Origin of the sequence: Variovorax sp. PBL-H6, assembly GCF_901827155.1 — a bacterium.
Lineage (GTDB): Bacteria > Pseudomonadota > Gammaproteobacteria > Burkholderiales > Burkholderiaceae_C > Variovorax.
The window spans coordinates 2,158,233-2,178,339 of the sequence record NZ_LR594659.1 but is presented as its reverse complement, the minus strand read 5'-3'; the positions used below and the strand labels follow the sequence as shown (position 1 = coordinate 2,178,339).

General features: G+C 68.2%; 20 protein-coding genes. 7 read left to right on the top strand and 13 right to left on the bottom strand.

Annotated elements, in window-relative coordinates; translation table 11 throughout:
- Positions 1 to 18 precede the first annotated feature (18 nt).
- On the bottom strand, positions 19 to 264 hold the full coding sequence (locus G3W89_RS10455; RefSeq protein WP_162574014.1) for a hypothetical protein: 246 nt from the start codon (positions 262 to 264) through the stop codon (positions 19 to 21).
- A gap of 261 nt (positions 265 to 525) precedes the next feature.
- On the opposite strand from G3W89_RS10455, the gene G3W89_RS10450 reads away from it, so the two are divergent.
- Positions 526 to 840, top strand: a complete 315-nt coding sequence (locus G3W89_RS10450; protein ID WP_232076450.1) for a hypothetical protein — start codon at positions 526 to 528, stop codon at positions 838 to 840.
- Between the two features lie 25 nt (positions 841 to 865).
- Positions 866 to 1,135 carry a GlsB/YeaQ/YmgE family stress response membrane protein gene (locus G3W89_RS10445; protein ID WP_162574013.1) on the top strand — a complete coding sequence of 90 codons (270 nt, stop codon included), beginning with the start codon at positions 866 to 868 and terminating at the stop codon, positions 1,133 to 1,135.
- Positions 1,136 to 1,194: 59 nt separating this feature from the next.
- On the opposite strand, the gene G3W89_RS10440 is transcribed toward G3W89_RS10445, so the two are convergent.
- The 3 genes from G3W89_RS10440 to G3W89_RS10430 all read right to left on the bottom strand — a co-directional run bounded on the left by G3W89_RS10440 (position 1,195) and on the right by G3W89_RS10430 (position 5,020).
- Entirely contained in the window at positions 1,195 to 1,761 is a 567-nt protein-coding gene (locus G3W89_RS10440; RefSeq protein ID WP_162574012.1) for a DUF4142 domain-containing protein, read from the bottom strand.
- 12 nt (positions 1,762 to 1,773) lie between these two features.
- Positions 1,774 to 3,792 (bottom strand): ATP-dependent zinc metalloprotease FtsH, encoded by a 2,019-nt coding sequence (gene ftsH / locus G3W89_RS10435; RefSeq protein WP_162574011.1) that lies wholly within the window; start codon positions 3,790 to 3,792, stop codon positions 1,774 to 1,776.
- A gap of 91 nt (positions 3,793 to 3,883) precedes the next feature.
- Positions 3,884 to 5,020 carry an ATP-dependent DNA ligase gene (locus tag G3W89_RS10430; RefSeq protein WP_232076447.1) on the bottom strand — a complete coding sequence of 379 codons (1,137 nt, stop codon included), beginning with the start codon at positions 5,018 to 5,020 and terminating at the stop codon, positions 3,884 to 3,886.
- 124 nt (positions 5,021 to 5,144) lie between these two features.
- On the opposite strand from G3W89_RS10430, the gene G3W89_RS10425 reads away from it, so the two are divergent.
- The gene (locus G3W89_RS10425; protein ID WP_232076445.1) at positions 5,145 to 5,549 is read left to right on the top strand and encodes a hypothetical protein; all 405 of its coding nucleotides are present in this window, start codon (positions 5,145 to 5,147) and stop codon (positions 5,547 to 5,549) included.
- A gap of 15 nt (positions 5,550 to 5,564) precedes the next feature.
- Here G3W89_RS10425 and G3W89_RS10420 read toward each other — a convergent pair whose 3' ends face one another.
- Complete coding sequence (locus tag G3W89_RS10420) at positions 5,565 to 5,846, bottom strand: hypothetical protein (RefSeq protein WP_162574009.1); 282 nt, start codon at positions 5,844 to 5,846, stop codon at positions 5,565 to 5,567.
- 216 nt (positions 5,847 to 6,062) lie between these two features.
- On the opposite strand from G3W89_RS10420, the gene G3W89_RS10415 reads away from it, so the two are divergent.
- Both G3W89_RS10415 and G3W89_RS10410 read left to right on the top strand, forming a co-directional pair.
- Positions 6,063 to 8,864, top strand: a complete 2,802-nt coding sequence (locus tag G3W89_RS10415; RefSeq protein WP_162574008.1) for a PAS domain-containing hybrid sensor histidine kinase/response regulator — start codon at positions 6,063 to 6,065, stop codon at positions 8,862 to 8,864.
- Positions 8,865 to 9,001: 137 nt separating this feature from the next.
- Positions 9,002 to 10,423, top strand: a complete 1,422-nt coding sequence (locus G3W89_RS10410) for an FAD-binding oxidoreductase (protein ID WP_162574007.1) — start codon at positions 9,002 to 9,004, stop codon at positions 10,421 to 10,423.
- Between the two features lie 19 nt (positions 10,424 to 10,442).
- Here the strand turns inward: G3W89_RS10410 and G3W89_RS10405 are convergent, their stop codons facing one another.
- Genes G3W89_RS10405 through G3W89_RS10370 form a run of 8 tightly spaced genes read right to left on the bottom strand, consistent with a single transcriptional unit; the run spans position 10,443 to position 17,349 of the window.
- A complete protein-coding gene (locus G3W89_RS10405) occupies positions 10,443 to 11,231 on the bottom strand; it encodes an ABC transporter permease (RefSeq protein ID WP_332107438.1) in 789 nt (262 codons plus the stop codon).
- Between the two features lie 16 nt (positions 11,232 to 11,247).
- Positions 11,248 to 12,135, bottom strand: coding sequence for an ABC transporter permease (locus tag G3W89_RS10400; protein ID WP_162574005.1), 888 nt, complete (start codon positions 12,133 to 12,135; stop codon positions 11,248 to 11,250).
- A 17-nt stretch (positions 12,136 to 12,152) separates the two neighbouring features.
- The gene (locus G3W89_RS10395; protein WP_162574004.1) at positions 12,153 to 13,157 is read right to left on the bottom strand and encodes a Rieske 2Fe-2S domain-containing protein; all 1,005 of its coding nucleotides are present in this window, start codon (positions 13,155 to 13,157) and stop codon (positions 12,153 to 12,155) included.
- A gap of 34 nt (positions 13,158 to 13,191) precedes the next feature.
- Positions 13,192 to 14,367: an ABC transporter ATP-binding protein gene (locus tag G3W89_RS10390; protein ID WP_232076444.1), complete on the bottom strand. Its 1,176-nt coding sequence runs from the start codon at positions 14,365 to 14,367 to the stop codon at positions 13,192 to 13,194.
- Positions 14,364 to 15,410, bottom strand: coding sequence for an ABC transporter substrate-binding protein (locus G3W89_RS10385; protein WP_162574003.1), 1,047 nt, complete (start codon positions 15,408 to 15,410; stop codon positions 14,364 to 14,366). Before G3W89_RS10385 ends, G3W89_RS10390 begins: the two co-directional genes overlap by 4 nt.
- A gap of 35 nt (positions 15,411 to 15,445) precedes the next feature.
- Positions 15,446 to 16,459, bottom strand: a complete 1,014-nt coding sequence (locus tag G3W89_RS10380; RefSeq protein WP_162574002.1) for a Rieske 2Fe-2S domain-containing protein — start codon at positions 16,457 to 16,459, stop codon at positions 15,446 to 15,448.
- A gap of 24 nt (positions 16,460 to 16,483) precedes the next feature.
- On the bottom strand, positions 16,484 to 16,933 hold the full coding sequence (gloA, locus tag G3W89_RS10375) for a lactoylglutathione lyase (RefSeq protein WP_174258250.1): 450 nt from the start codon (positions 16,931 to 16,933) through the stop codon (positions 16,484 to 16,486).
- Positions 16,934 to 16,962: 29 nt separating this feature from the next.
- Positions 16,963 to 17,349 (bottom strand): RidA family protein, encoded by a 387-nt coding sequence (locus G3W89_RS10370; protein WP_162574001.1) that lies wholly within the window; start codon positions 17,347 to 17,349, stop codon positions 16,963 to 16,965.
- A 264-nt stretch (positions 17,350 to 17,613) separates the two neighbouring features.
- Here G3W89_RS10370 and G3W89_RS10365 point away from each other — a divergent pair, with 264 nt between their 5' ends.
- Together G3W89_RS10365 and G3W89_RS10360 are read left to right on the top strand one after the other, a co-directional pair.
- Entirely contained in the window at positions 17,614 to 18,618 is a 1,005-nt protein-coding gene (locus G3W89_RS10365) for a LysR substrate-binding domain-containing protein (RefSeq protein WP_162574000.1), read from the top strand.
- Positions 18,605 to 20,053, top strand: coding sequence for an amidase family protein (locus G3W89_RS10360; protein WP_162573999.1), 1,449 nt, complete (start codon positions 18,605 to 18,607; stop codon positions 20,051 to 20,053). Before G3W89_RS10365 ends, G3W89_RS10360 begins: the two co-directional genes overlap by 14 nt.
- Positions 20,054 to 20,107: the final 54 nt, after the last annotated feature.

Below are 20,107 nucleotides of genomic sequence, written 5' to 3'. Positions count from 1 at the left end.
CTGACTTGGCAAGGCAAATCAGTCGTTCTCGCGAGCGGACTCCTCCGGGCGACTGCGGTCCTGGTACGGAGAGCTGCCCTGGTTCCCGGACTCGCCGACGCCGGCATCGCCGGGCCGCACCGGCTGGTTCCTGGCCGTCGTCGCAGGCCCGTCGTTGGGCCCCACGATCTCACCGCGTTCAGCGGGAGTCTTCGCCTCCTGCTTCGTGGCCTTCTGCGCGGGCGTGGGCGTGTTCTGCTGCGGCGTCTTCGATGGGTCTTGCATGGCGTGTCCTTCCGTCTTTCAAAGGTGGAAAGGCAGATTGACGGCTGCTTCGATCTGCGCGCGTAGGAACGCACGCAACGCAGCCGCAGGCGTGCCTCGAGCGCCTGCGCCAGCCCTGCCTTCGCATGGACATCCTCGACAGGCCGCCGCCCTACACGGGCTGCGCCTGAACGCCGACGGTGGCAATGGTCGGCGACGTCGTATCAATGGGTCCGCCGGTCAGTCCGACCGCTTTTTCGTCCTCTCATCCAAGGAGTTGCCATGGAGAACTACCCCGAATCCGTGTCGCCCGGTTCGGCACAACCGATCAACCAGACCGCTGAAGAGAAGGCCAACGCGGCGGAGCTCGCAAGGCAGGCAGCGCGCCAGGTGATCGACTCCGGAAAGGAGTACGCGCAGAACGCCGTCAATGCCGCCGGCAAGAAGCTCACCTCGGCAAAGGAACAGATGGGCAAAGCCGCCGAGCAAGGCACTCAATACATGTCGGAGCAACCCGGACGCGCCGTCGCCATCGCAGCAGCAGGCGGTGCCATCCTGGGCGCACTGCTGGTGAGCGCAATGCGCAGCCGTCGCTGATTTTCACAACTGCCTGGAGAACAAGATGAACATCATCATTTGGCTGATCGTCGGCGGGATCATCGGCTGGATCGCCAGCATGATCATGAGGACGGATGCACAGCAGGGCATGATCCTCAACGTGGTCGTGGGCATCATCGGTTCGGTCATCGGCGGGTGGCTCATTGCGCCGATGCTGGGGTCAGCGACCGTCAACCAGAACGACTTCAGCATCATGGGGCTGGTGGCTTCGCTGATCGGCGCCATCATCCTGCTCGCGATCGTCAATCTCTTCCGACGAGGCAGGGTGCGCTAGCGTGATCCCGGGGCAGTGCCTTTCACCGGGCCGGCCCCGAGCGTGGCACGGCGAAAGGGCTACTTCGTCCCAGCCAGGCCTTGCGCGGTAGTCAGGTGCTCCTGAAGAACCGGCAGCGTGAGGTTCGCCCATTGCTTGATGTCGGCATCCTCGGCCGACCGGACGGCATCCTGGAACAGCTTGATGTCGGCCTGGTGGTCCGCAATGCCGACCTCCCGAACGAAGGCGCGGTCGAAGGCCGCGCCTTCCTGTTTTTCCAGTGCGGCGAGCTTCTGCTTCTTCTCTTCGGGCATGTCGTTCGGCAACTGAACATCCTTGCTCGCGGCCAGCCTCCTGAGCTGGTCGTTGGCTGCCGTGTGGTGTTGCACCAGCATGCTTGCGAACTGCTTCACCTGCGTTACGCGCGCTCGTCGGGCGGCGCGCCTGGCGGCCTCCACTTCATACAACCCGGCCTGGGCGGCACTGCGCAGGAAGACGTTGTCCCCATCGCTGACCTTTCTTGCCCCGCCGGTGAGCCCGCCGCCGGAATGCGGCGGGTCGACGGCCAGCGCCGGGGCGGCAATCATCGCGGCCGCAAGGGCGATCAAGGCTTGCCGCTTGTTCATGGAACACGATTCATCGTTCATGGTCTGGCTCCATCATGAAGACGCGGCGGCCTTCGCCAGCCGCAAGGGTTTGTTCTCGAGCTCTGGCGCGCCGGGCAGCCCGGTCACTTCCAGGATCTCCTGCTCCCCGAGCGTCTCGCGCTCGAGCAGCGCCGCGACCAGCGCATCGAGCGCGCGCCGGTGCTCGTTGAGCAGCCGCTTCGCCGAGTCGTGGCACTCGCCGATGATGCGCTGCACTTCGGCGTCGACCAGGCGCGCCGTCTCCTCGCCGTAAGGCCGGCCCTCGCCGAAGCCCCCGCCGAGGTAGCGGTTCTCGCGCGGTGCGAGCTGCACCATGCCGAGCTTGTCGCTCATTCCCCAGCGCGTCACCATGTTGCGCGCGAGCTGGCTCGCCTGCTCGATATCGCTTTCGGCGCCGGTCGTGCGGCTGCCGTAGACGATCTCCTCGGCCGCGCGGCCGCCGAGCATGCCGATGATGCGGGCGCGCAGGTAGGCCTCGGGGTAGTTGTAGCGGTCGGTCTGGGGCCGCTGGTAGGTCACGCCGAGGGCCTGCCCGCGCGGCACGATCGTGACCCGGTGCACCGGGTCCGCACCGGCCACCACCAGGCCGAGGATCGCGTGTCCGCTCTCGTGGTAGGCAATGCGCTCGCGGTCCTCCGCGCTCAACAGCAGCGGCCGCTCGGGGCCGAGCACGATCTTCTCGAGCGCATCCAGGATGTCCTTCTGGGCAACCTCGTCCTGGTCGCGCCGCGCCGCCAGCAGCGCGGCCTCGTTGACCAGGTTCTTCAGGTCCGCGCCCGACAGTCCCGGCGTGGTGGACGCGATGTTGGACAGGTCGACGTCGCGCGCCAGCGGCACCTTGCGGGTGTGGACCTTCAGGATCGCTTCGCGCCCGTTCTTGTCGGGCAGGTTCACGACCACGCGCCGGTCGAAGCGGCCGGGCCGCAGCAGCGCGCGGTCGAGCACGTCGGGCTGGTTGGTCGCGGCGAGCACGATGATCCCCTCGCGTCCCGAGAAGCCGTCCATCTCCGTGAGGATCTGGTTCAGCGTCTGCTCCTGCTCGCCCGCGCCGCCGACCGCGATCTGCCCGCGGGCACGGCCGATGGAGTCGATCTCGTCGATGAAGATGATCGAGGGCGCGTGCTCTCGCGCCTGCTTGAACAGGTCGCGCACACGCGCTGCGCCGACACCGACGATCATCTCGACGAACTCGGCCGCGCTCATCGAGAAGAAGGGCACGCCGGCCTCTCCGGCCACTGCCTTGGCCAGCAGCGTCTTGCCGGTGCCCGGCGCGCCGATCAGCAGCACGCCCTTGGGGGCGGTGCCCCCGAGCCGGGTGTACTTCTCGGGCGACTTCAGGAAATCGACGACCTCCACCAGTTCGCCCTCGGCCTCGTCGATGCCCGCCACGTCGGCGAAGGTGACGCGGGTCTGCGTTTCGAGGTCGTAGCGGCGCGCCTTGCTGCCGCCCATGCCCATCAACCCCATGCCGCCCGCGGCGCTGCGCCGGAACATCCAGACGTAGAACAGGATGATCAGCAAGGCCGGACCGAAGCCGAACAGCAGCGAAGCCCAGCCGCCGCCCGCCTGGATCGGATCGGCGCGGATCTCGACCTTGTGCTCGATCAGGAAGGTCTCGAGCCCCGGACTGACGAAGGTCGGCAGCGTGGTCTTGAAGGTCTCTACAGGACGTGGCTTCGCCTGTACCGGAACCGGGGTCTGCGACGCGCGGGGCCCGGGCACTTCGCCCGGCGGCGGCCAGGTCACGGGCTCGACGAAGCGTCCTTCGATGCTGGCGCCCTGGCTGTAGATCGACTGCACGTTGCCCTTGGCGACCTGTTCCTTGAAGGCCGTGTACGGCACAGTGGCCGGCGCGCTCGGGTCGGGGAACAGCAGCCGCACCAGGAAGTAGTTGGCCAGCAGGATCAGCGCGAAGGTCAGCCACGCCTTGCGCGGCGGCATCGAGGGCTGCTTGCCCGGTCCGGGCGGCCGTCCGGGGGGCGCCGTGGTGCGCGGAGCTTGCTTGTCGCGGGAGAGCGTCGGCCAGGCCATGTGCGGGTCTCCGAAGTGCGGAACCCATGTTACCCATGCTTCGTCTTCGCTTCAGTCGCGCGGCATTGGCGTCCCGTCGGGCAGTTACCGATCACCGGGCCGTCGAAAACACGCGAGCGAGCTCGTAGGGCGGCGTGACTTCCAGCTGGTCGTAACGGCAAGCATCGGGCGGCTTGTCGAAGCGCCATCGAAGGAACGAGGTCGCGTGGCGAAAGCGGTCGCCCTGCAGGTGGTCGTACCGCACCTCGCAGACGCGCTCCAGGCGCACCGGCTCCCAGGAGAGATCCTTGCTCCCGCTCCAGCGGCTTCGTGCGCCCGGCATGCGCTGCTGCGAGCTGTCGGCTGCAGCATCTGCCCAGCCGGCCCAGGGATGGCCCTCCAACGCGTTGTCGCGCAGGGGCTGCAACTCGTCGGCCAGCTGCCTGCGCGTCGCCATGTCGAAGGACGAGGTCACGCCCACGTGCTGAAGCACGCCGTGGTCGTCGTAGAGGCCCAGCAGCAGCGAGCCCACCGCGCCCGATCCGCTCTTGTGCCAGCGGAAGCCCGCGACCACGCAGTCCGCCGTGCGCTGGTGCTTCACCTTCAGCATCGCGCGCTTGTTGGGCAGGTAGGGCTGGTCTGCCCACTTGGCGATCACGCCATCCAGGCCCGCACCTTCGAAATGCTGCAGCCAGCCGAGTGCGAGCGCGCGATCGGTGGTCATGGGCGTGAGGTGAATGGGCGGTGCCGCCTCCGCCAGCAGCGCTTCGAGCAGCAGCCGGCGCTCCGCTTGGGGCCGAGTCGTCAGGTCCTGTCCGTCCAGCACCAGCAGATCGAAAGCGACGAACGATGCGGGCGTCTCGGCCGCCAGGCGCGTCACCCGCGAGGCGGCTGGGTGCACGCGCTGCTGCAGCGCATCGAAGTCGAGCCCGCGCGGCGTGGCGATGACGATCTCGCCGTCGAGCACGCAGCCCTCGGGCAAGGCCGCCATGAAGACTTCGTGCAGATCGGGGAAGTAGCGGTCGAGCGGCTTGGCGTCGCGGCTCTGGATCAAGACCCCGCCCTCTCGGCGGAAGACGATCGCGCGGAAGCCGTCCCACTTCGGCTCGAAGAGGAATTCCGCCCCCTCCGGCAGGCTCGTCGCGATCTTGGCGAGCATCGGGAGGATGGGCTTGAACACTGCGTCTGCGGCCACCATGGGGGCAATGGACCATTGCGCCCTGGCGCGCGTTGAAGGAGTGCCGGCCAAGATGGGGACATCTTTCTTCCTCCCCGGCGATCGCCTGCCGGCAATACCGCACTCGTCCTACCAGAGGCGTCGCACGTCATGACGCAACGTCACGGCTGGCCCACTTCGTTTCCGGAACCTTGCCATGTTGATGTCCTTCAGCCTCGATCCCTCCATGATCGCCACCCTCGGCGGCACCTTCTACCCATCGGGTTATTCCGTGGTCATGTTCCCGGACGAAGCGACGGCGGTGTCGGTGGGCGAGGAGCTCAGCACAAAGCTCGAGGACAGCGAGGTCTTCCTGCTCACGCCCGCCGCGATCCTGTCGCAGATCACGCCGACGGCGAGTGGCGCCGACGATCCGCTGCCGTCGCCGGGAACGGAGGGCGCCACCGTCAGGGCCTACACCAAGCTGGCGAAGGAAGGCCACCATGGCCTGCTCGTCAAGACGCCGGACGCGGAGACCGCGCAAGCAATGATGGACGTGGTGCGCCGAGGTCCCTATGCCATGGCGCAACGCTATCGCGCCCTGGTCATCGAGGATCTCTAGGAAAGCCGCAGCGCATCAGAAGACCTTGCCGGGCACGAGGCCGTCCTTGCCGTTGAACGTGAGTTCGCGGCGTTGGAGGAAATCGAGCACCATGGTCTTGCGACCTGCTGCCAGGCTGATCATGTAGTGCACCGCGTCCTGGGCATTCGACCAGGTCGTCGCGACCAGCTTCGGCGGATTCGAATCGAGATCGATCGCTACGTACCGCCCGGGTGAATGGCGGTCGAAACCAATGGGGACCTCGATGCCGGCCTCCTCGCAGTACGCCTCGATCTTTTTCTTGTAGCTCCCGAACATGGCTTGATCCTCAAAAGAACGGATGGATTGAAGCTGACCCTCTGCAGCCCACTGTCGGCAAGGACGGCCGCCCGACGCAGGTGCAAGCAACGCTTTCAGCTGACAGATAGTTGCTCATGACCGCGTCAGCGCCGGCGTGTGTCCCGCATGTATCCGGGCTGTATCAGCCAGGCAATGACCCTGCGCACCCCTGCGCGCCGGTCTAGACTGCGGGCCATGGCTGCTTCGGAACGCCGTCTTCCCTGCGCCGACGCGCCCGCGTGGACCGACGCGGCCGAAGTCGGTGGACGTGCCGCTGGCCAGATCGAACCGCTGGGTACGTGCGAAGCGCTGCAGCGCTCGGAGGCCAGCTATCGCGTGATCTTCGATGGCAGCGCAGACGCGCTTGCGCTGTGGAACGACGCCCTGTGCATCGTCGACATCAATCCGGCCTTCGCGAGCATGTTCGGCTATGCGCGCGAGCAGATCATCGGCAGCTCGCTCCCGTCGAACATCGACGCCCATGAGCGCGCCCGGCGCATCCAGCGCATCCGCGCCGCCCTGGCAGGCCAGGAAGGATCGATCGAGACGATCGGCGTGCGCCAGGACGGCAGCACCTTCGACATCGAGCTGCGCTATTTGCCGATCGGCTACGCCGGCACTCCGCACGTGCTGGCGGTCGGGCGAGACATCACGCAGCGCAAGGCGGCGCTGGCGGCGCTGCAGGCCCAGGAGCAGAAGTACCGCGCCATCTTCGATGGCAGCGTCGATTCGATGGTGCTGTGGAGCCAGGAACTGCGCACGGTCGACGTCAACCAGGCCTTCGTGCGCATGACCGGCATGACACGCGAGCAGGTGATCGGCAAGCATTGGACGGAACGCCCGGATGCGCCGGACATGCGGCGGCTCATCGGCTACATCGAAGCCGCGCTGCAAGGCCGCGAGACGCAGGCGGTCGAACCGGTGACGCGTGGCGACGGCAGCTCGTTCCTCATCGAGCTGCGCTATTTGCCGGTGCAGCTGGGCGACACGCCGTATGTACTGGGCGTCGGCCGCGACGTGAGCGAGCGGATCGTGAGCGAGCGTGCGCTGCGGGCCAGCGAGGCGCAGTACCGCGGCATCTTCAACGCCTCGGCCGATGCGCTCGTGCTGCGCGCCTCCGACTTCAGCATCGTCGACGCCAACGCAACCTACGAGCGCATGAGCGGCTACCGGCTCGACGAGGTGCTGGGCGTCGACCGGGTGCTGGCCAATCCACCCGAAGTCGCGGCCACGATCCGCCGCCTTCACGAGAAGGCGCTCGCCGGCGAACCGATCCGGCTCGAGACCGAGCTCGTGCGGCGCGATGGCCAACGCTATGACCTGGAGCTGCGCGGCGTCCCGATCCTTCACCACGGCGAACCGCATGTGCTCTACATCGGGCGCGACATGACGCAAAGCAAGCGTGCCGAGCGCGCCCTGCGCATCAGCGAGGAGCAATACCGGGCGATCTTCAACGCGTCTGCCGACGGCCTGGTCGTGCGGGATGCCGACTACCGCGCGGTGGACGTGAATCCGGCCTACCTGCGCATGAGCGGCTACGCGCGCGACGAAGTGCTGAGTGCGACCCGGGTGCTGACGCAACCCGACGAGACGCTCCAGGAGCGCCACCGGGAACAGCACACCGCGATCCTGGCCGGTCGCCCGGTCCGCTTCGAAGTGCCCGGCGTGCGCAAGGACGGCAGCCACATCTACCTCGAGGTCAACGGCATGCCGGTGACCTACCGCGGCGAGCCGCACGTGCTGTATGCGGCCCGCGACATCACCGAGCGCCGGGCTGCGGAATGCGAACGCGAGCGCCTCGAGGCCCAGCTGCGCCAGGCGCAGAAGATGGAGGCCATCGGCCAGCTCACCGGCGGCATCGCGCACGACTTCAACAACATCCTCACGAGCGTCATCGGCTATCTGGTCCTCGGGCAGGAGCGCGCCGAAACCCTGGCTGATGCCCGACTGCAGCACCAGTTGGGCCAGGCCCACCTCGCTGCGCAGCGGGCGCGCGAGCTCATCGCGCAGATGCTGGCCTTCGCGCGGCGCCAGCGCAGCCAGCGCCGGACCCTGGCATTGGGCCCGCTGGTCGACCAGACCCTGCAACTGCTGCGCGCCACCCTGCCGTCTTCGGTCTCACTGGAATTTGCCGCGCCACCCGCGACCGGGGCCCACGCGCTGCACGTGGCGGTCGATGCCGTGCACCTGGAACAGGTGCTGTTCAACCTGTGCATCAACGCGCGCGACGCGATCAGCGGGTCGGGGTGGATCCGTGTTCGCCTGGGCCGAGGCGGTGGCGGGTGGACCTGTGCGTCGTGCCGAGCCCAGGTCGACGCCGGCCGCTGGGTGGAATTGAGCGTTGCCGACAGCGGCAGCGGGATCGCGCCGGACCTGATCGACCGCATCTTCGAGCCCTTCACCTCCAGCAAGGAGGTCGGGCGTGGCTCGGGCATGGGCCTGGCGATGGTGCACGGCATCGTGCATGACCATGGAGGCCATGTCATCGTCGAGACGGTGCAGGGCGCCGGCTCCGTGTTCCGGGTGATGCTGCCACCGGCCAGCGGCGCGGAGGTCGACACCCCCGACGCGCCGGTCGTGAGAGCGGCCGGTGAAGCGCTTCGCGCGCGCGTGATGGTCGTCGATGACGAGGTCATGGTCGGCGACTTCATGGTCGAACTGCTGTCCGGCTGGGGCGTCGATGTGGTGCTGCATCGCAGTCCGCTGGATGCGCTGGCCTGGCTGGCCGACTCGAGTCAGCCGCTCGATCTGCTGATCACCGACCAGACGATGCCGCAGCTCGACGGCCTGCAGCTCGCCCGGCGCGCGACCGATCAGCGCCCGAAGTTGCCGGTCCTGCTGTACACCGGCAATGCCGATGCGGTCGATGAGGCCAACGCGAAAGAGCACGGCGTCAGCGGCGTGCTGCACAAGCCGGTCGACCACCAGGCACTGCGTACGCTGATGGAATCATGGCTTCGCAAGGGGCGCCTCGGCAGCTCCCACCAGGACGCCTGAACCTTCGCCCTTCGATACCGGGTCGATACAAAGACGAGTCGCCGCGACGCGCGGTGGTTACCAAGAGCCAGCAGACTTCTTCCCAGCCGTTGAAAACCGCGCCGTCCGGCCGGCGGCAGTCCAAGGAGAACAGTTCCATGATTGACTTTCACACCGCCCAAGGGGGCACGGTCGGCATCGCCGACGAGCCCATCGCGACGCTGCGCGGGGCACTGCGCGGCGCCCTGCTGCTGCCCGGGGACGACGGCTACGACGTGTCACGCACGCTGTGGAACGGCATGATCGACCGCCGGCCGGCTGCGATCGTGCGTGCCGCCGGCGCAGCCGACGTGATCCAGGCCGTGAAGTTTGCGCAAGAGCACCAGCTCCTGATGGCAGTCAAGGGCGGCGGCCACAACATCGCCGGCAAGGCTGCCTGCGATGGCGGCCTGATGATCGATCTCTCGGCAATGAAGTCGGTACGCGTCGATCCGGTGGCACGCCTCGCGCGTGTCGAGCCCGGCGCGCTGCTGTCCGATTTCGATCGCGAGACGCAGGCTTTCGGCCTGTCGACGCCCACCGGGATCAACTCCACCACCGGCATCGCCGGCCTCACGCTGGGCGGCGGCTTCGGTTGGCAAAGCCGCAAGCGCGGGCTGACCATCGACAACCTGACGGGCGTCGACGTGGTGCTCGCGTCCGGCGAGTTCGTGCAGGCGAGCGAGACGCACAACGCCGACCTGTTCTGGGCGGTGCGCGGCGGCAGCGGCAACTTCGGCGTGGTCACCTCGTTCGAATACCGGCTGCACCCGCTCGGCCCCGAGGTGCTGGCGGGGCTGATCGTCTATCCGCTCGACCAGGCGAAGCAGGTGTTCGAGGGCTATCGCAGGTTCACGGCCGACGCGGGCGACGAGATGACCGCCTGGATGGTGCTGCGCAAGGCGCCCCCGCTGCCCTTCCTCCCGGCGGATGTGCACGGCAAGGAAGTGCTCGTCATCGCCTTCTGCTGGATCGGCGAGCTCGGCCGTGGCGAACAGCTCGCCAGTCCGCTGCGCAGCTGGGGCACGCCTGCGGGCGAGCACGTCGGGCCGATGCCCTTCGCCGCCTGGCAGACCGCCTTCGACCCGCTGCTGCAGCCGGGCGCCCGCAACTACTGGAAGTCGCACGACTTCAAGGCGCTGAATGCCGAGGTCGAGCGCATCGTGTGCAGCGCCACGGCCGGGCTGCCGAGCGACGAGTGCGAGATCTTCATCGGCCAACTGGGCGGGCAGATCAACCGGGTCAAGGCCGGCGACACGGCCTACCCGCACCGCGATGCGGAGTTCGCCGTCAACGTGCACACGCGCTGGCGCGAAGCCGGTGGCGACCGCGAATGCATCGATTGGGCGCGTGCGCTGTTCGATGCGCTGGCGCCGCACGCGACCGGCGGGGTCTACGTGAACTTCATGTCGGAGGACGAGACGCAGCGCGTGGCAAGCGGCGCCTATGGCGCGAACTATGCGCGGCTGGCCGCGCTGAAGGCAAGATTCGACCCGGGAAACCTGTTCAGCCAGAACCAGAACATCCGGCCGCAGGCCTGAAGCCAACGCAGCGCGGGGCTCATCCCTCCGGCATCGGCCTTCGCGAGAAAACAGCGCTCAGCACCACGGCCACCAGGCTGCAAAGGATCAGCAGCGTGCTGACCGTGGCGATCGTCGGATCGATCTCGTCGCGCAGCGATCCGAACATCACCTTGGTGATCGTCGCGTTGTCGCCTGCGGCAATGAAGAGCGACACCACGACCTCGTCCAGCGAGGTGACGAAGGCGAACAGGGCGCCCGACAGGACGCTCACGCGGATCTGCGGCAACGTGACCGTGAGGAAGGCGCGCAGCCGGGTGCAGCCGAGGCTGCGGGCCACCATCTCCTGGGCCATGTCGTAGGAGCGCAGGCCGGCCAGCACCGTGACGACGACGAAGGGCAGCGCGAGCATCGAGTGGGCCAGCACCAGGCCGAAGAAGCTGCCGAGGATCTCCAGCTTGACGAACACGTAGAAGATGCCGACAGCCACCACGATGTGGGGCACCATCAGCGGCAACAGCAGCAGCGTCTGCAGCGGACCGACGGCTGCCTTGCGCCCGCAATGGATGCCGTACGCGGCGGCAACACCCAGTGGCGTGGCGAGCAGCACCGTACAGGCGGCCACCTTCAGGCTGACGATCAAGGCGCCCGACCATTCCATGGCGGTGAAGAAGCGCTCGTACCAGCGCAGCGACCAGCCCCTCGGCGGAAAGTCCAGCATGCGCGAATCCGAGAAGGACATCGGCACCACGATCAGCACCGGCAGCACCAGGAAGAGCACGACCACCAGCGCCAGCAGGTAGAGCCAGGCACGGCGCGAATGAGACACGAGGGGTTGCATCGCGCTACCTCTGGAACAGCCGGTCGACCGGCATCCAGCGCCCGGCCACGGCGAAGACCGCCAGCACGACGGCCACGAAGAACACGGCCACCGCACTGCCGATGCCCCAGTTCATGCTGCCGCCGATCTCGTGCTCGATCAGGATCGACATCACGACGGTCCGGCCGCCGCCGAGCAGCGCCGGCGTGATGTAGAAGCCCAGGCACAGCACGAACACCAGCACGCAGCCCGCGACGATGCCGGGCACGGTCTGCGGAAAGAACACGCGCCAGAAGGTGCAGGTGGGCGACGCGCCCATGCCGGCCGCCGCGCGGACGTGGTCCGGGTCCACCTTCTGCAGCGCGGCATAGAGCGGAAACACCATGAAGGGCAGCATGATGTGCACCATGCCGATCAGCGCACCGGTCACGTTGTGCATCAGCGGCAGCGGTGCGTCCAGCAGGCCGGACTTCTGCAGCAGCGAATTCACGATGCCGCGGTTCTGCAGCAGCACGAGCCAGGCGTAGGTGCGCACCAGCACGCTGGTCCAGAAGGGCAGCGCGACCAACGCCAGGGCGATCGTCACCGCCCAGCGCGGCAGGAGCGTCAGCGCATACGCAAGCGTGTAGCCGGCCACGGCGCAGATCAGGGTGGTGGCCGCCGCCATCCACAGCGTGAGATTGAAGGCGCGCGCATAGGAGCCGTCCGCAAAGATGCGCGCGTAGTTGCCGAGCGTGAGGCCGCCCTGCCCGTCCGAGAACGACATCCAGAAGAGCCACAGCAGCGGCACCACCAGCAGCAGGGCGACGAGGGCCGCGCCGGGTGCAATGTCGAGCAGCATCCAGCGCTGCTCGTCACGGTCGCTGTCGGCGGCGGCCGGGGCGGGGAGCGACGGGAGGGTGCGCGCGGACATGGCAGACCTGGCCCGGCTCAGTTGATGAAGGGGCCGGACGGATGCGCCCGCGGATAGCTGCGCAAGTACCGCAGGAAGCGCGCCAGCGTCGTGTCGGCCTTGGTGAGCAGGCCCTGCCGGTAGTGGATGGTGTTGAGGATGTCCTTGTCCTCGCCGACGGTGCGGCGGCTGATGCCGAGCACGTCGGCCAGCTGCGCCTGCGCATCCGGTCCGGCCCGCACCAGGCTGCAGCTGAAGACCTCGTGCTGGCCCGGCCGCGGCAGGGAGAAGCCGGTCACGTTGCAGCGCCAGTAGCCGTTGTACATGCCCCAGCGGTAGAACACGCTGGTGCCGAGGATGCCGGCCGTGTTCGCGATCGGCACGTCGCCCTGGTGCACGCCGGTGTAGCTGAACTCCATGCCGTGCGGATGCCAGCGCACCAGCTCGTGCGGATCGTCGGCGTCGAAGCGGATCTTGTGCACCACCTTCAGGTGCTGCATGTCCGGCGTGTTGGCGGCGAACACCCAGGGGTCGCAGCGCAGCGGCTCGCCCATGCGGTAGGCGCCGCTCGCCAGTTCGGCATCGGGATAGGGCAGCGACGGCAGCTCGAACAGCGGCTCCTCGCCGTTGAAGACCCAGATGATGCCGAAGCGCTCCTGGGTCGGAAAGACGAACAGGCAGGCGGCCTTGGGCGGTGGATCGCCGATGCCGGTCTTCACGCACACACCCTCGCCGTCGTATTCCCAGTGATGGAAGGCGCACTGCACGCGATGGCCGACCACCCGCCCCACCGAGAGATCCGCACCGATGTGGGGGCAGTACGCGCTCATCGCCTGCGGCACGCCGCCCTCCTTGCGGAAGACGACGATCTTGCCGTCGAGGAACGGGACGCCGAGCACCTGGCCTTCCGCCAGGTCCGTGGACAGCGCGACCGGGAACCACGACTGCGAGAAGCCGCCCTCGCCTTCCGGCGGCATCGGGTTGGTTCGTGGCGGCTGCGGACGCGGGCGGGTGGAGGTAGGTGGGGCGATGGTCTGTTGCATGAGGTACTTCCCGTGGAGTGGGCGGCGCAGGGGTTCAGTCGGCCACGACGATGGTCGCGGCCGGCATCAGCCCGAGCGCGATCGGCTGGCCCGCGACGAAGCCGTGCGCACCGGCAGCGCCCCGCAAGGGCTTGCGAACGGACACGCTGTGGCCACCTTCGATGCGGGCAACCAGGAGCAGGCTGTCGCCCTGGTAGATCACGTCTTCGATGACGGCCGGAATCCGGTTTGCGCCGGCGCCGTACTCGCCCGGCAGCAGGAGGCGCTCGGCACGCAATGCGACGTGCAGTGACGCCGACGCGGGGAGCGGATCTTCCACGCCGAGCAGCGTGCCGCCCGGAAGCATCACCGACCGCGAGGAGTTCGCCGCGGCGGGCACGAGCGTGGTCTCGCCGATGAAGCCGGCAACGAAGCGGCTGGCGGGCTTCTCGTACACGGCGGCAGCACTGTCGCACTGCTCGATCTGGCCCCTGTTCATCACGGCGATGCGGTCGCTCATGGTCAGCGCCTCGCGCTGGTCGTGGGTCACGTAGAGGGTGGTGGCGCCGATCTTCTCGTGCAGCCGGCGAATCTCGACCTGCATCTGCTCGCGCAGGTTCTTGTCGAGCGCCGAAAGCGGCTCGTCCATCAGCACGATGCGCGGCGAGAACACCACGGCGCGCGCGAGCGCCACGCGCTGGCGCTGGCCGCCGGAAAGCGCGGCGATGCTGCGTCCGCCCAGCTGGGGCAGTTGCACCAGCTCGAGCACTGCCCGCACGCGCCGGTCGATCTCGGCCTGCGGCATCTTCCGCACCCGCAGGGGAAAGGCGATGTTCTCGTACACGCTCTTGTGCGGGAACAGCGCGTAGTTCTGGAACACCATGCCCAGCTCGCGCCGGTGCACGGGCATCTGCGTCACGTCCTCCCCGCCGAACCAGAGCGAGCCCGAGTCCGGCCGGATGAAGCCCGCCACGATGTTCAGCAACGTGGTCTTGCCCGAACCCGACGGGCCCAGCAGGGTCAGGAACTCGCCCGGCTTCACGGCCAGCGCGACCTGGTCCAGCGCGGTGAAGCTGCCGTAGCGCTTGCACAGCGCTTCGACGCGGATGCCGGCGGAAGCACGCTCCGGCAAGGTGCCGGCAAAGGCCGCCGCGCCCTGCGCCCCCATGCCGGCTGGCGATGCGCTCGAATCCGCGGGCATGCCGGCCGCCGGGTCGAGGACGGCCGTCATTGAAGGAACTTGGCGAAGCGCTGCAGCACCGCCTCGGTCTCCGGCGCCGCATACCAGCGCTGGTCGGCCCACACCTGCCTCGACAGGTTCTGCGGCGCGCTCGGCAGCCATTCCATTGCCGCGGCGGGGATCAGCCCGCCCTCGAAAGCCTTGAGGTTGGTCGGACCGTAGTAGCTGGCGGTCGCGAACGCGGCCTGGTTCTTCGTGTCGAGCGCGGAGTTGACGAGCTGCATCACCGCCTTCGTGTTCTGCGCGTTGTTCGGCACCATCAGGCACTCGGTGTCGATGAAGGCCTGGTCCCAGACGAAGGTCAGCGGCGTGCCGTCCTTCACGACCGACTGGGCGCGGGCGTTGGAGATGAGGCCCATGTCCACTTCGCCGTCGCGCATCAGCTGCATCGCCTGGCCGCTGGACTTGTACCAGACGGCGACATGCGGCTTGAGCTTCTCGAGCTTGGCGAAGGCCCGGTCCACGCCGGCCGGCGTGCGCAGCAGCTTGTAGATATCGGCCGCGGGCACGCCATCGGCCAACAGGGCGATCTCCAGTGCGTACAGGCCGTCGGCCAGCATCGTGCGGCGGCCGGGGAATTTCTGCACGTCGAAGAAGTCGGCCCAGCTCTTCGGCCCGTTGGCGCCGTACTTCTTGGTCTGGTAGGTCAGGCCATAGGTGAAGGTGTAGACGCCGACATACTTCGGCTGCGCGAGCGCGGCCGATATCCTGCTCTTGTCGACCACCGTGTAGTCGACGTCCTGGATCAGGCCGGCCTGCGCCGCCTGTTCGCAGCGCGCGAAGCCAACCTCGGTCAGGTCCCAGCCGGGCGCCTTGGCCATCAGGTGGGCCTTGATGCCGGTCCAGAAGCCGTTGCGGTCTTCCTTGATGCGGATGTTGAGCTTGCCGGCGTCGGCAAACATCTGGTTGACCATGGCCTCCTGCAGCGGGCCGCCGAAGCCCGCGAAGGTCACGGTGGTCTGGGCCTGCGAGGCGAGCGGGACCTGCGCCAGCGCGGCAACCGCGCCCAGCACGAGGATCTTCAGGAATTTCATCGGGAGCACTCCGTGGGTTTGAGAAAGCGGTGCGGCTATCGGATGAATGCGGCCGAAGGATGCGCGCGCGGAAAGTCGCGCACGATGCGCAGGTATCTCGCCAGCGTTCGGTCGGCCACGGTGAAGGTGCCCTGGCGGTAGTGGATGGTGTCGAGGATCTGCTCGTCCTCGCCGATGGTCCGCTCGGTGATGCCGCGCATCTTCGCCAGCCGTTCCTTGCCGTGTTCGCCCTTCAGCACCATCGCGGCGCCGAAGACCTGGTGCATGCCGGGTGACGGCAGGCCGAAGCCGGTGACGGCGGCGCACCAGAAATCGCCGTAGGTGCCGGTGCGCCAGAAGAAGCCGGTGCCGCGCAGGCCCAGGGTCCAGTCGATCGGCACGCCGCCCTGGTGCTTCGCCTTCACGTTGTAGCGCAGGCCCCATTCGTCCCATTCGATCAGGTCGTGCGGATCGCCGTGCTCGAACTTGACGCCGTGCACGGCCTTGAGGTGCTGCATGTCGGGCGTGTTGGCGGCGAACACCCAGGGGTCGCTGTGGAACGGCCGCGGGAACTTGTAGGGCCAGATCTCGAGCGTGTCCTCGGGGTGGCCCATGTCCGGCAGGTCGAACAGCGGCTCCTCGCCGTTGAAGACCCACACGATGCCCCAGTGCTCCTGCGACGGGAACACGAAGAGGCAGGCCGAGCGCGGCGGCGGATCGCCGATGCCCGTCTTCTCGCACACGCCCTCGCCGTTGTATTCCCAATGGTGGAAGGCACAGCGCAGGTTGTTGCCGACCACCTTGCCCACCGACAGGTCGGCGCCGACGTGCGGGCAGTACGCGCTGGTCACGTGCACCACGCCGTCGTCGCCGCGGAACGCGACCACCTTGCCGTCGAGAAAGCTGCAGCCGAGCACCTGCCCCTTGGCAACCTCGCTGGAAAGGCACAGCGGATACCAGGACTGGCGGAACAGGCCGTCGTCCCCTTCCTTCGGAATCGCGAGGGCGCGCGGCGGCGTGGGCCTCGCGCGCGTGGCGGGCGGGGGCGAGATCGTGGTCGTGGTGTTCATCGTGGGGTCCGGCGTGCAGTCGTTTCAGGAACAGCCGATCAGTTCGATGCGGTAGCCGTCGGGGTCCTCGACGAAGGCCATCAGCGTGTCGCTGTGCTTCATCGGACCGGGCGGCCGGGTGATCTTCACGCCGGCCTCGGCCAGCTCCCCGCAGGCGGCGTAGACATCGTTCACCGCCAGCGCGATGTGGCCGTAGCCGGTGCCGAGCTCGTAGGGCTCGTCCTGGTCCCAGTTGTGGGTGAGCTCGAGCACCGTGTGCGCGGCTTCCTCGCCGTAGCCGAGGAAGACGAGGGTGAAGCGCCCGCTCGGGTAGTCCTGCCGGCGCAGCATGCGCAGCCCCAGCGCGCCGATGTAGAAATCCATCGAGCGCGCCAGGTTGCGCACCCGCAGCATCACGTGCAGCAGCCGCGTCGGCCGCTCGCTCAGGTCGAGCCGCGGCTGGGGCGATTCGTGGAGGGCCAGTTCGTAGTCCATGGGCTTGGGAGCGGCAGGCCGGGGCGGCGCTACTTCGCCGCGATGGCCTCGATCTCCACCTTCCACTCGGGCTTGACCAGGCCGGACACGTAGACCAGCGTGGACGCCGGCTTGTGCGTCTTGAGCACGCCCTTGCGCACTTCGACGAAGGCGGGATAGTCGGCGCGATCGACCAGGAAGATCGTCGTCTTCACGATGTTCTCGATGCCCATGCCCGCCTCGGCCAGGATGGCCTCGATGTTCGACCAGGTCTGGCGGCATTGCTCGGTGAAGTCCGGCGATGCCACGCCCTTGGCGTCGATGCCGATCTGGCCGGCGATGTAGAGGGTGCGGGCCGGCGACTCGGCCATCAGGCCGTTGCTGTAGGTGCCGGGCTCGCCGCCCATGGACGCCGGGTTGACTTTGATGAGGCTCATGCTTGTTTCCTTTTGAATGGTGTGTGTGCATCGACATCCGATGGGGACTGATCTTCGTCGCAGGTGGCCGCTTGCGGCAAACGAATAAATCTTGGGTTCGGCCCCCGGAAAACTTGGGGCTGCTGCGTTCGCGCGGGTCCACGAGGGCTGGCCCGGATTTCGCAATGGCGCAGTCGGCGCTATCTTCCGGAAGCCGCGGCGCCCCAAAACGGGGGGCATGCGGCGGCCGTGCCGTGTTCGACTCTCACAACCACGAACCATCTCATGCGAAAACGAAAGCAGCTCCCGCCGCTCAAGGCGCTGAAGGTCTTCGAAGTGTCCGCACGACTGGGCAGCTTCGGGCGTGCCGCCCAGGAACTCTGCGTGACGCAAACGGCCGTCAGCCACCAGGTGAAGATGCTGGAGGAGTTCATCGGCGGCCTGCTGTTCGAGCGGGCGTCGAGCGGCCTCGTGCTGACGCGCCTGGGCCAGACCATCCTCCCCGGCATCGTCGCCGGCTTCGAGCACTTCGAAGCGGCCATGGCGCTGCTGCCGCGTCCGCAGCCCCGGCCGGCCGAGACCCTGGTCATCAGCGCCCTGCCCTCGTTCACGCAGGAATGGCTGATGCCGCGGCTGGAGGCGTTTCGCGGGTACCGGCCCGAGATCGACGTCATGGTGCTCACCGACTACAAGATGGTCGACCTTGCCAACTCCGAGGTCGACCTCGCGATCCGCTTCGGCCGTGCCGGCTTCGCATCGGACCTGAAGGCGGACCTGCTCGCGACGGAACGCGTGTTTCCGGTCTGCAGCCCGTCCATCCTCGACCAGCCCGCGGGCAGCCTCGGCTTGCGGGACCTGTCGCGCTTCACGCTGCTCAACTCCTCGCAGCGGATGGTGCACGAGCCGTGGATGTCGTGGGAGCTCTGGCTCGAGGAAGCCGGCTTCGACAGCTCGGGCATCCACAGCGGCCCCTGCTTCAGCGACCCCTTGCTGATCCTGCGCGCGGCCATCGCCGGCCGCGGACTGGTGCTGGGGCGCAGCATGCTGGTGCGCGACCATCTGCGCGCCGGCCGGCTCGTGGCGCCGTTCAAGGACTGGAGCAGGCCGATCATGTCCTCCTACTTCGTCGTGAGCACGGTCGGGAAGTCGAAGCTGCCGAAGATCGCTGCGTTGCGCGAGTTCCTGCTGGACTGCGCGCAGCGCGAGGCCGTGGCGGGCGATGCCGGCAGCGGCGGGCCCGCCGTGCCCCCAGGCCGGCCCGTCGAAGATCTGAGCCTTGCCGGGGATTGACGAAACCGGCCTGCCGGACTCGGCGCGCGCGCTGGTGAACGGCGTCGCGGCCCATGGCCGCGGCATCCCCGCAGGCGGGTCGAGCCTTTCCGCGGAAAGCTGCTGCCGGCAATTCCTAGAGCGCTGCGAAACGCACCGCAACCTGAACGCCATGACCTGGCAAGCCGCGCCGGCCTTGCTCGAACAGGCGCGCAAGCTCGACCGCGCGCTTGCTGCGGGCGAGGCAGCCGGCAGGCTCGCGGGCCTGCCAGTGGTGGTGAAGGACAACATCGACACGCCGGGCTTCCCGACTTCCGCCGGCAATGCATGGCTGCGCTGCGACTTGCCGCCTGGGCCGGCGCCTGTCTGGCGTGCGCTGGAACAAGCCGGCGCCCTGCTGCTCGGCAAGGCCAACATGCATGAACTGGCCGCAGGCGCGACATCGAACAACCCGGTGTTCGGCCGGGTCCGCAACCCGCGGGCGATCGATCGCATACCGGGCGGCTCCAGCGGCGGCACGGCCGCCGCGATCGCTGCAGGTCTCGCGCCGGCGGGGCTCGGCACCGACACCTCGGGTTCCCTGCGAACGCCCGCGGCCTTCTGCGGCATTGCGGCCCTGCGGCCCTCCATCGGGCCCGCAAGGGCGTATTCCCTCGAAGGCATCGTGCCCCTGGTCGCCGCCTTCGACACTGCGGGACCGATGGCGCGAAGCGTCGACGATCTGATCCTGCTGCACGAAGTGATCTCTGGAAAGAAGGTCGGGCCGCCGCCGGATGCCGGCGCGCTGCGCATCGGCGTGCCGCGCGGTGGCCTGTGGGAAGCGCTCGCGCCCGCTGTCGACGCGGTGTGCGCCGCCGCACTCGAGCGATTTCGTGCAGCGGGGGTAGCGCTGGTCGAGTTCGACGCCGGCGCACTGGTCAGCGAAGCCGTGCATTGCCAGGTGGCGCTGGGAAGCCTGCGCCGCCGGCGCGAGCTGCGCGCATGGCTTGCGGCGCGCGGCCACGAGATCCCGTTCGACGCCTTCGTGGATGCGATCCGCAGCCGCGACGTGCGCGCCATCCATGTGGCCGATGCGGATAGCGACCACGACCGCGCCGCCGGGCAAGCGGTGGCGCTGACGCGGTACCTGGCCGTGCTCGGCCGCCGCTGGCTGGCCCTGATGGATTGCCATGCACTGGATGCCATCGCCTATCCGACCACCCCGGTCACCGCGCCTTCGGCGTCGGAGGCCCGGGGCGAGCCGGACGATTCGATCGTCCATCTGGGCGCCCGCGTGCCGCTCGGCGCCATCGTCTCGCGCAATGCGCGCTTCGCGGCGGCACTGGGACTTCCGGCGCTGGCGCTTCCGGCCGGCTACAGCCCCGACGGGCTGCCGGTAGGCATCGAGCTTGCCGCACGACGGGGCGACGACGAGGCCCTGCTGGCACTGGGCCTGCAGATGTCTCTTGCGCTCTGATGGCGCTCGGCAGTCGAAGGCGTCCGCGGGATGGCGCCGTGTGCGCCAGGGTCG

What these genes read in the sequence shown, in the direction of transcription:
- ftsH (WP_162574011.1), bottom strand. Translation starts at nt 3,792, where the DNA reads ATGGCCTGGCCGACGCTCTCCCGCGACAAGCAAGCTCCGCGCACCACG.
- G3W89_RS10390 (WP_232076444.1), bottom strand. Translation starts at nt 14,367, where the DNA reads ATGACGGCCGTCCTCGACCCGGCGGCCGGCATGCCCGCGGATTCGAGC.
- G3W89_RS10380 (WP_162574002.1), bottom strand. Translation starts at nt 16,459, where the DNA reads ATGAACACCACGACCACGATCTCGCCCCCGCCCGCCACGCGCGCGAGG.
- G3W89_RS10455 (WP_162574014.1), bottom strand. Translation starts at nt 264, where the DNA reads ATGCAAGACCCATCGAAGACGCCGCAGCAGAACACGCCCACGCCCGCG.
- G3W89_RS10450 (WP_232076450.1), top strand. Translation starts at nt 526, where the DNA reads ATGGAGAACTACCCCGAATCCGTGTCGCCCGGTTCGGCACAACCGATC.
- G3W89_RS10425 (WP_232076445.1), top strand. Translation starts at nt 5,145, where the DNA reads ATGTTGATGTCCTTCAGCCTCGATCCCTCCATGATCGCCACCCTCGGC.
- G3W89_RS10395 (WP_162574004.1), bottom strand. Translation starts at nt 13,157, where the DNA reads ATGCAACAGACCATCGCCCCACCTACCTCCACCCGCCCGCGTCCGCAG.
- G3W89_RS10385 (WP_162574003.1), bottom strand. Translation starts at nt 15,410, where the DNA reads ATGAAATTCCTGAAGATCCTCGTGCTGGGCGCGGTTGCCGCGCTGGCG.
- G3W89_RS10415 (WP_162574008.1), top strand. Translation starts at nt 6,063, where the DNA reads ATGGCTGCTTCGGAACGCCGTCTTCCCTGCGCCGACGCGCCCGCGTGG.
- gloA (WP_174258250.1), bottom strand. Translation starts at nt 16,933, where the DNA reads ATGGACTACGAACTGGCCCTCCACGAATCGCCCCAGCCGCGGCTCGAC.
- G3W89_RS10365 (WP_162574000.1), top strand. Translation starts at nt 17,614, where the DNA reads ATGCGAAAACGAAAGCAGCTCCCGCCGCTCAAGGCGCTGAAGGTCTTC.
- G3W89_RS10440 (WP_162574012.1), bottom strand. Translation starts at nt 1,761, where the DNA reads ATGAACGATGAATCGTGTTCCATGAACAAGCGGCAAGCCTTGATCGCC.
- G3W89_RS10400 (WP_162574005.1), bottom strand. Translation starts at nt 12,135, where the DNA reads ATGTCCGCGCGCACCCTCCCGTCGCTCCCCGCCCCGGCCGCCGCCGAC.
- G3W89_RS10410 (WP_162574007.1), top strand. Translation starts at nt 9,002, where the DNA reads ATGATTGACTTTCACACCGCCCAAGGGGGCACGGTCGGCATCGCCGAC.
- G3W89_RS10370 (WP_162574001.1), bottom strand. Translation starts at nt 17,349, where the DNA reads ATGAGCCTCATCAAAGTCAACCCGGCGTCCATGGGCGGCGAGCCCGGC.
- G3W89_RS10445 (WP_162574013.1), top strand. Translation starts at nt 866, where the DNA reads ATGAACATCATCATTTGGCTGATCGTCGGCGGGATCATCGGCTGGATC.
- G3W89_RS10420 (WP_162574009.1), bottom strand. Translation starts at nt 5,846, where the DNA reads ATGTTCGGGAGCTACAAGAAAAAGATCGAGGCGTACTGCGAGGAGGCC.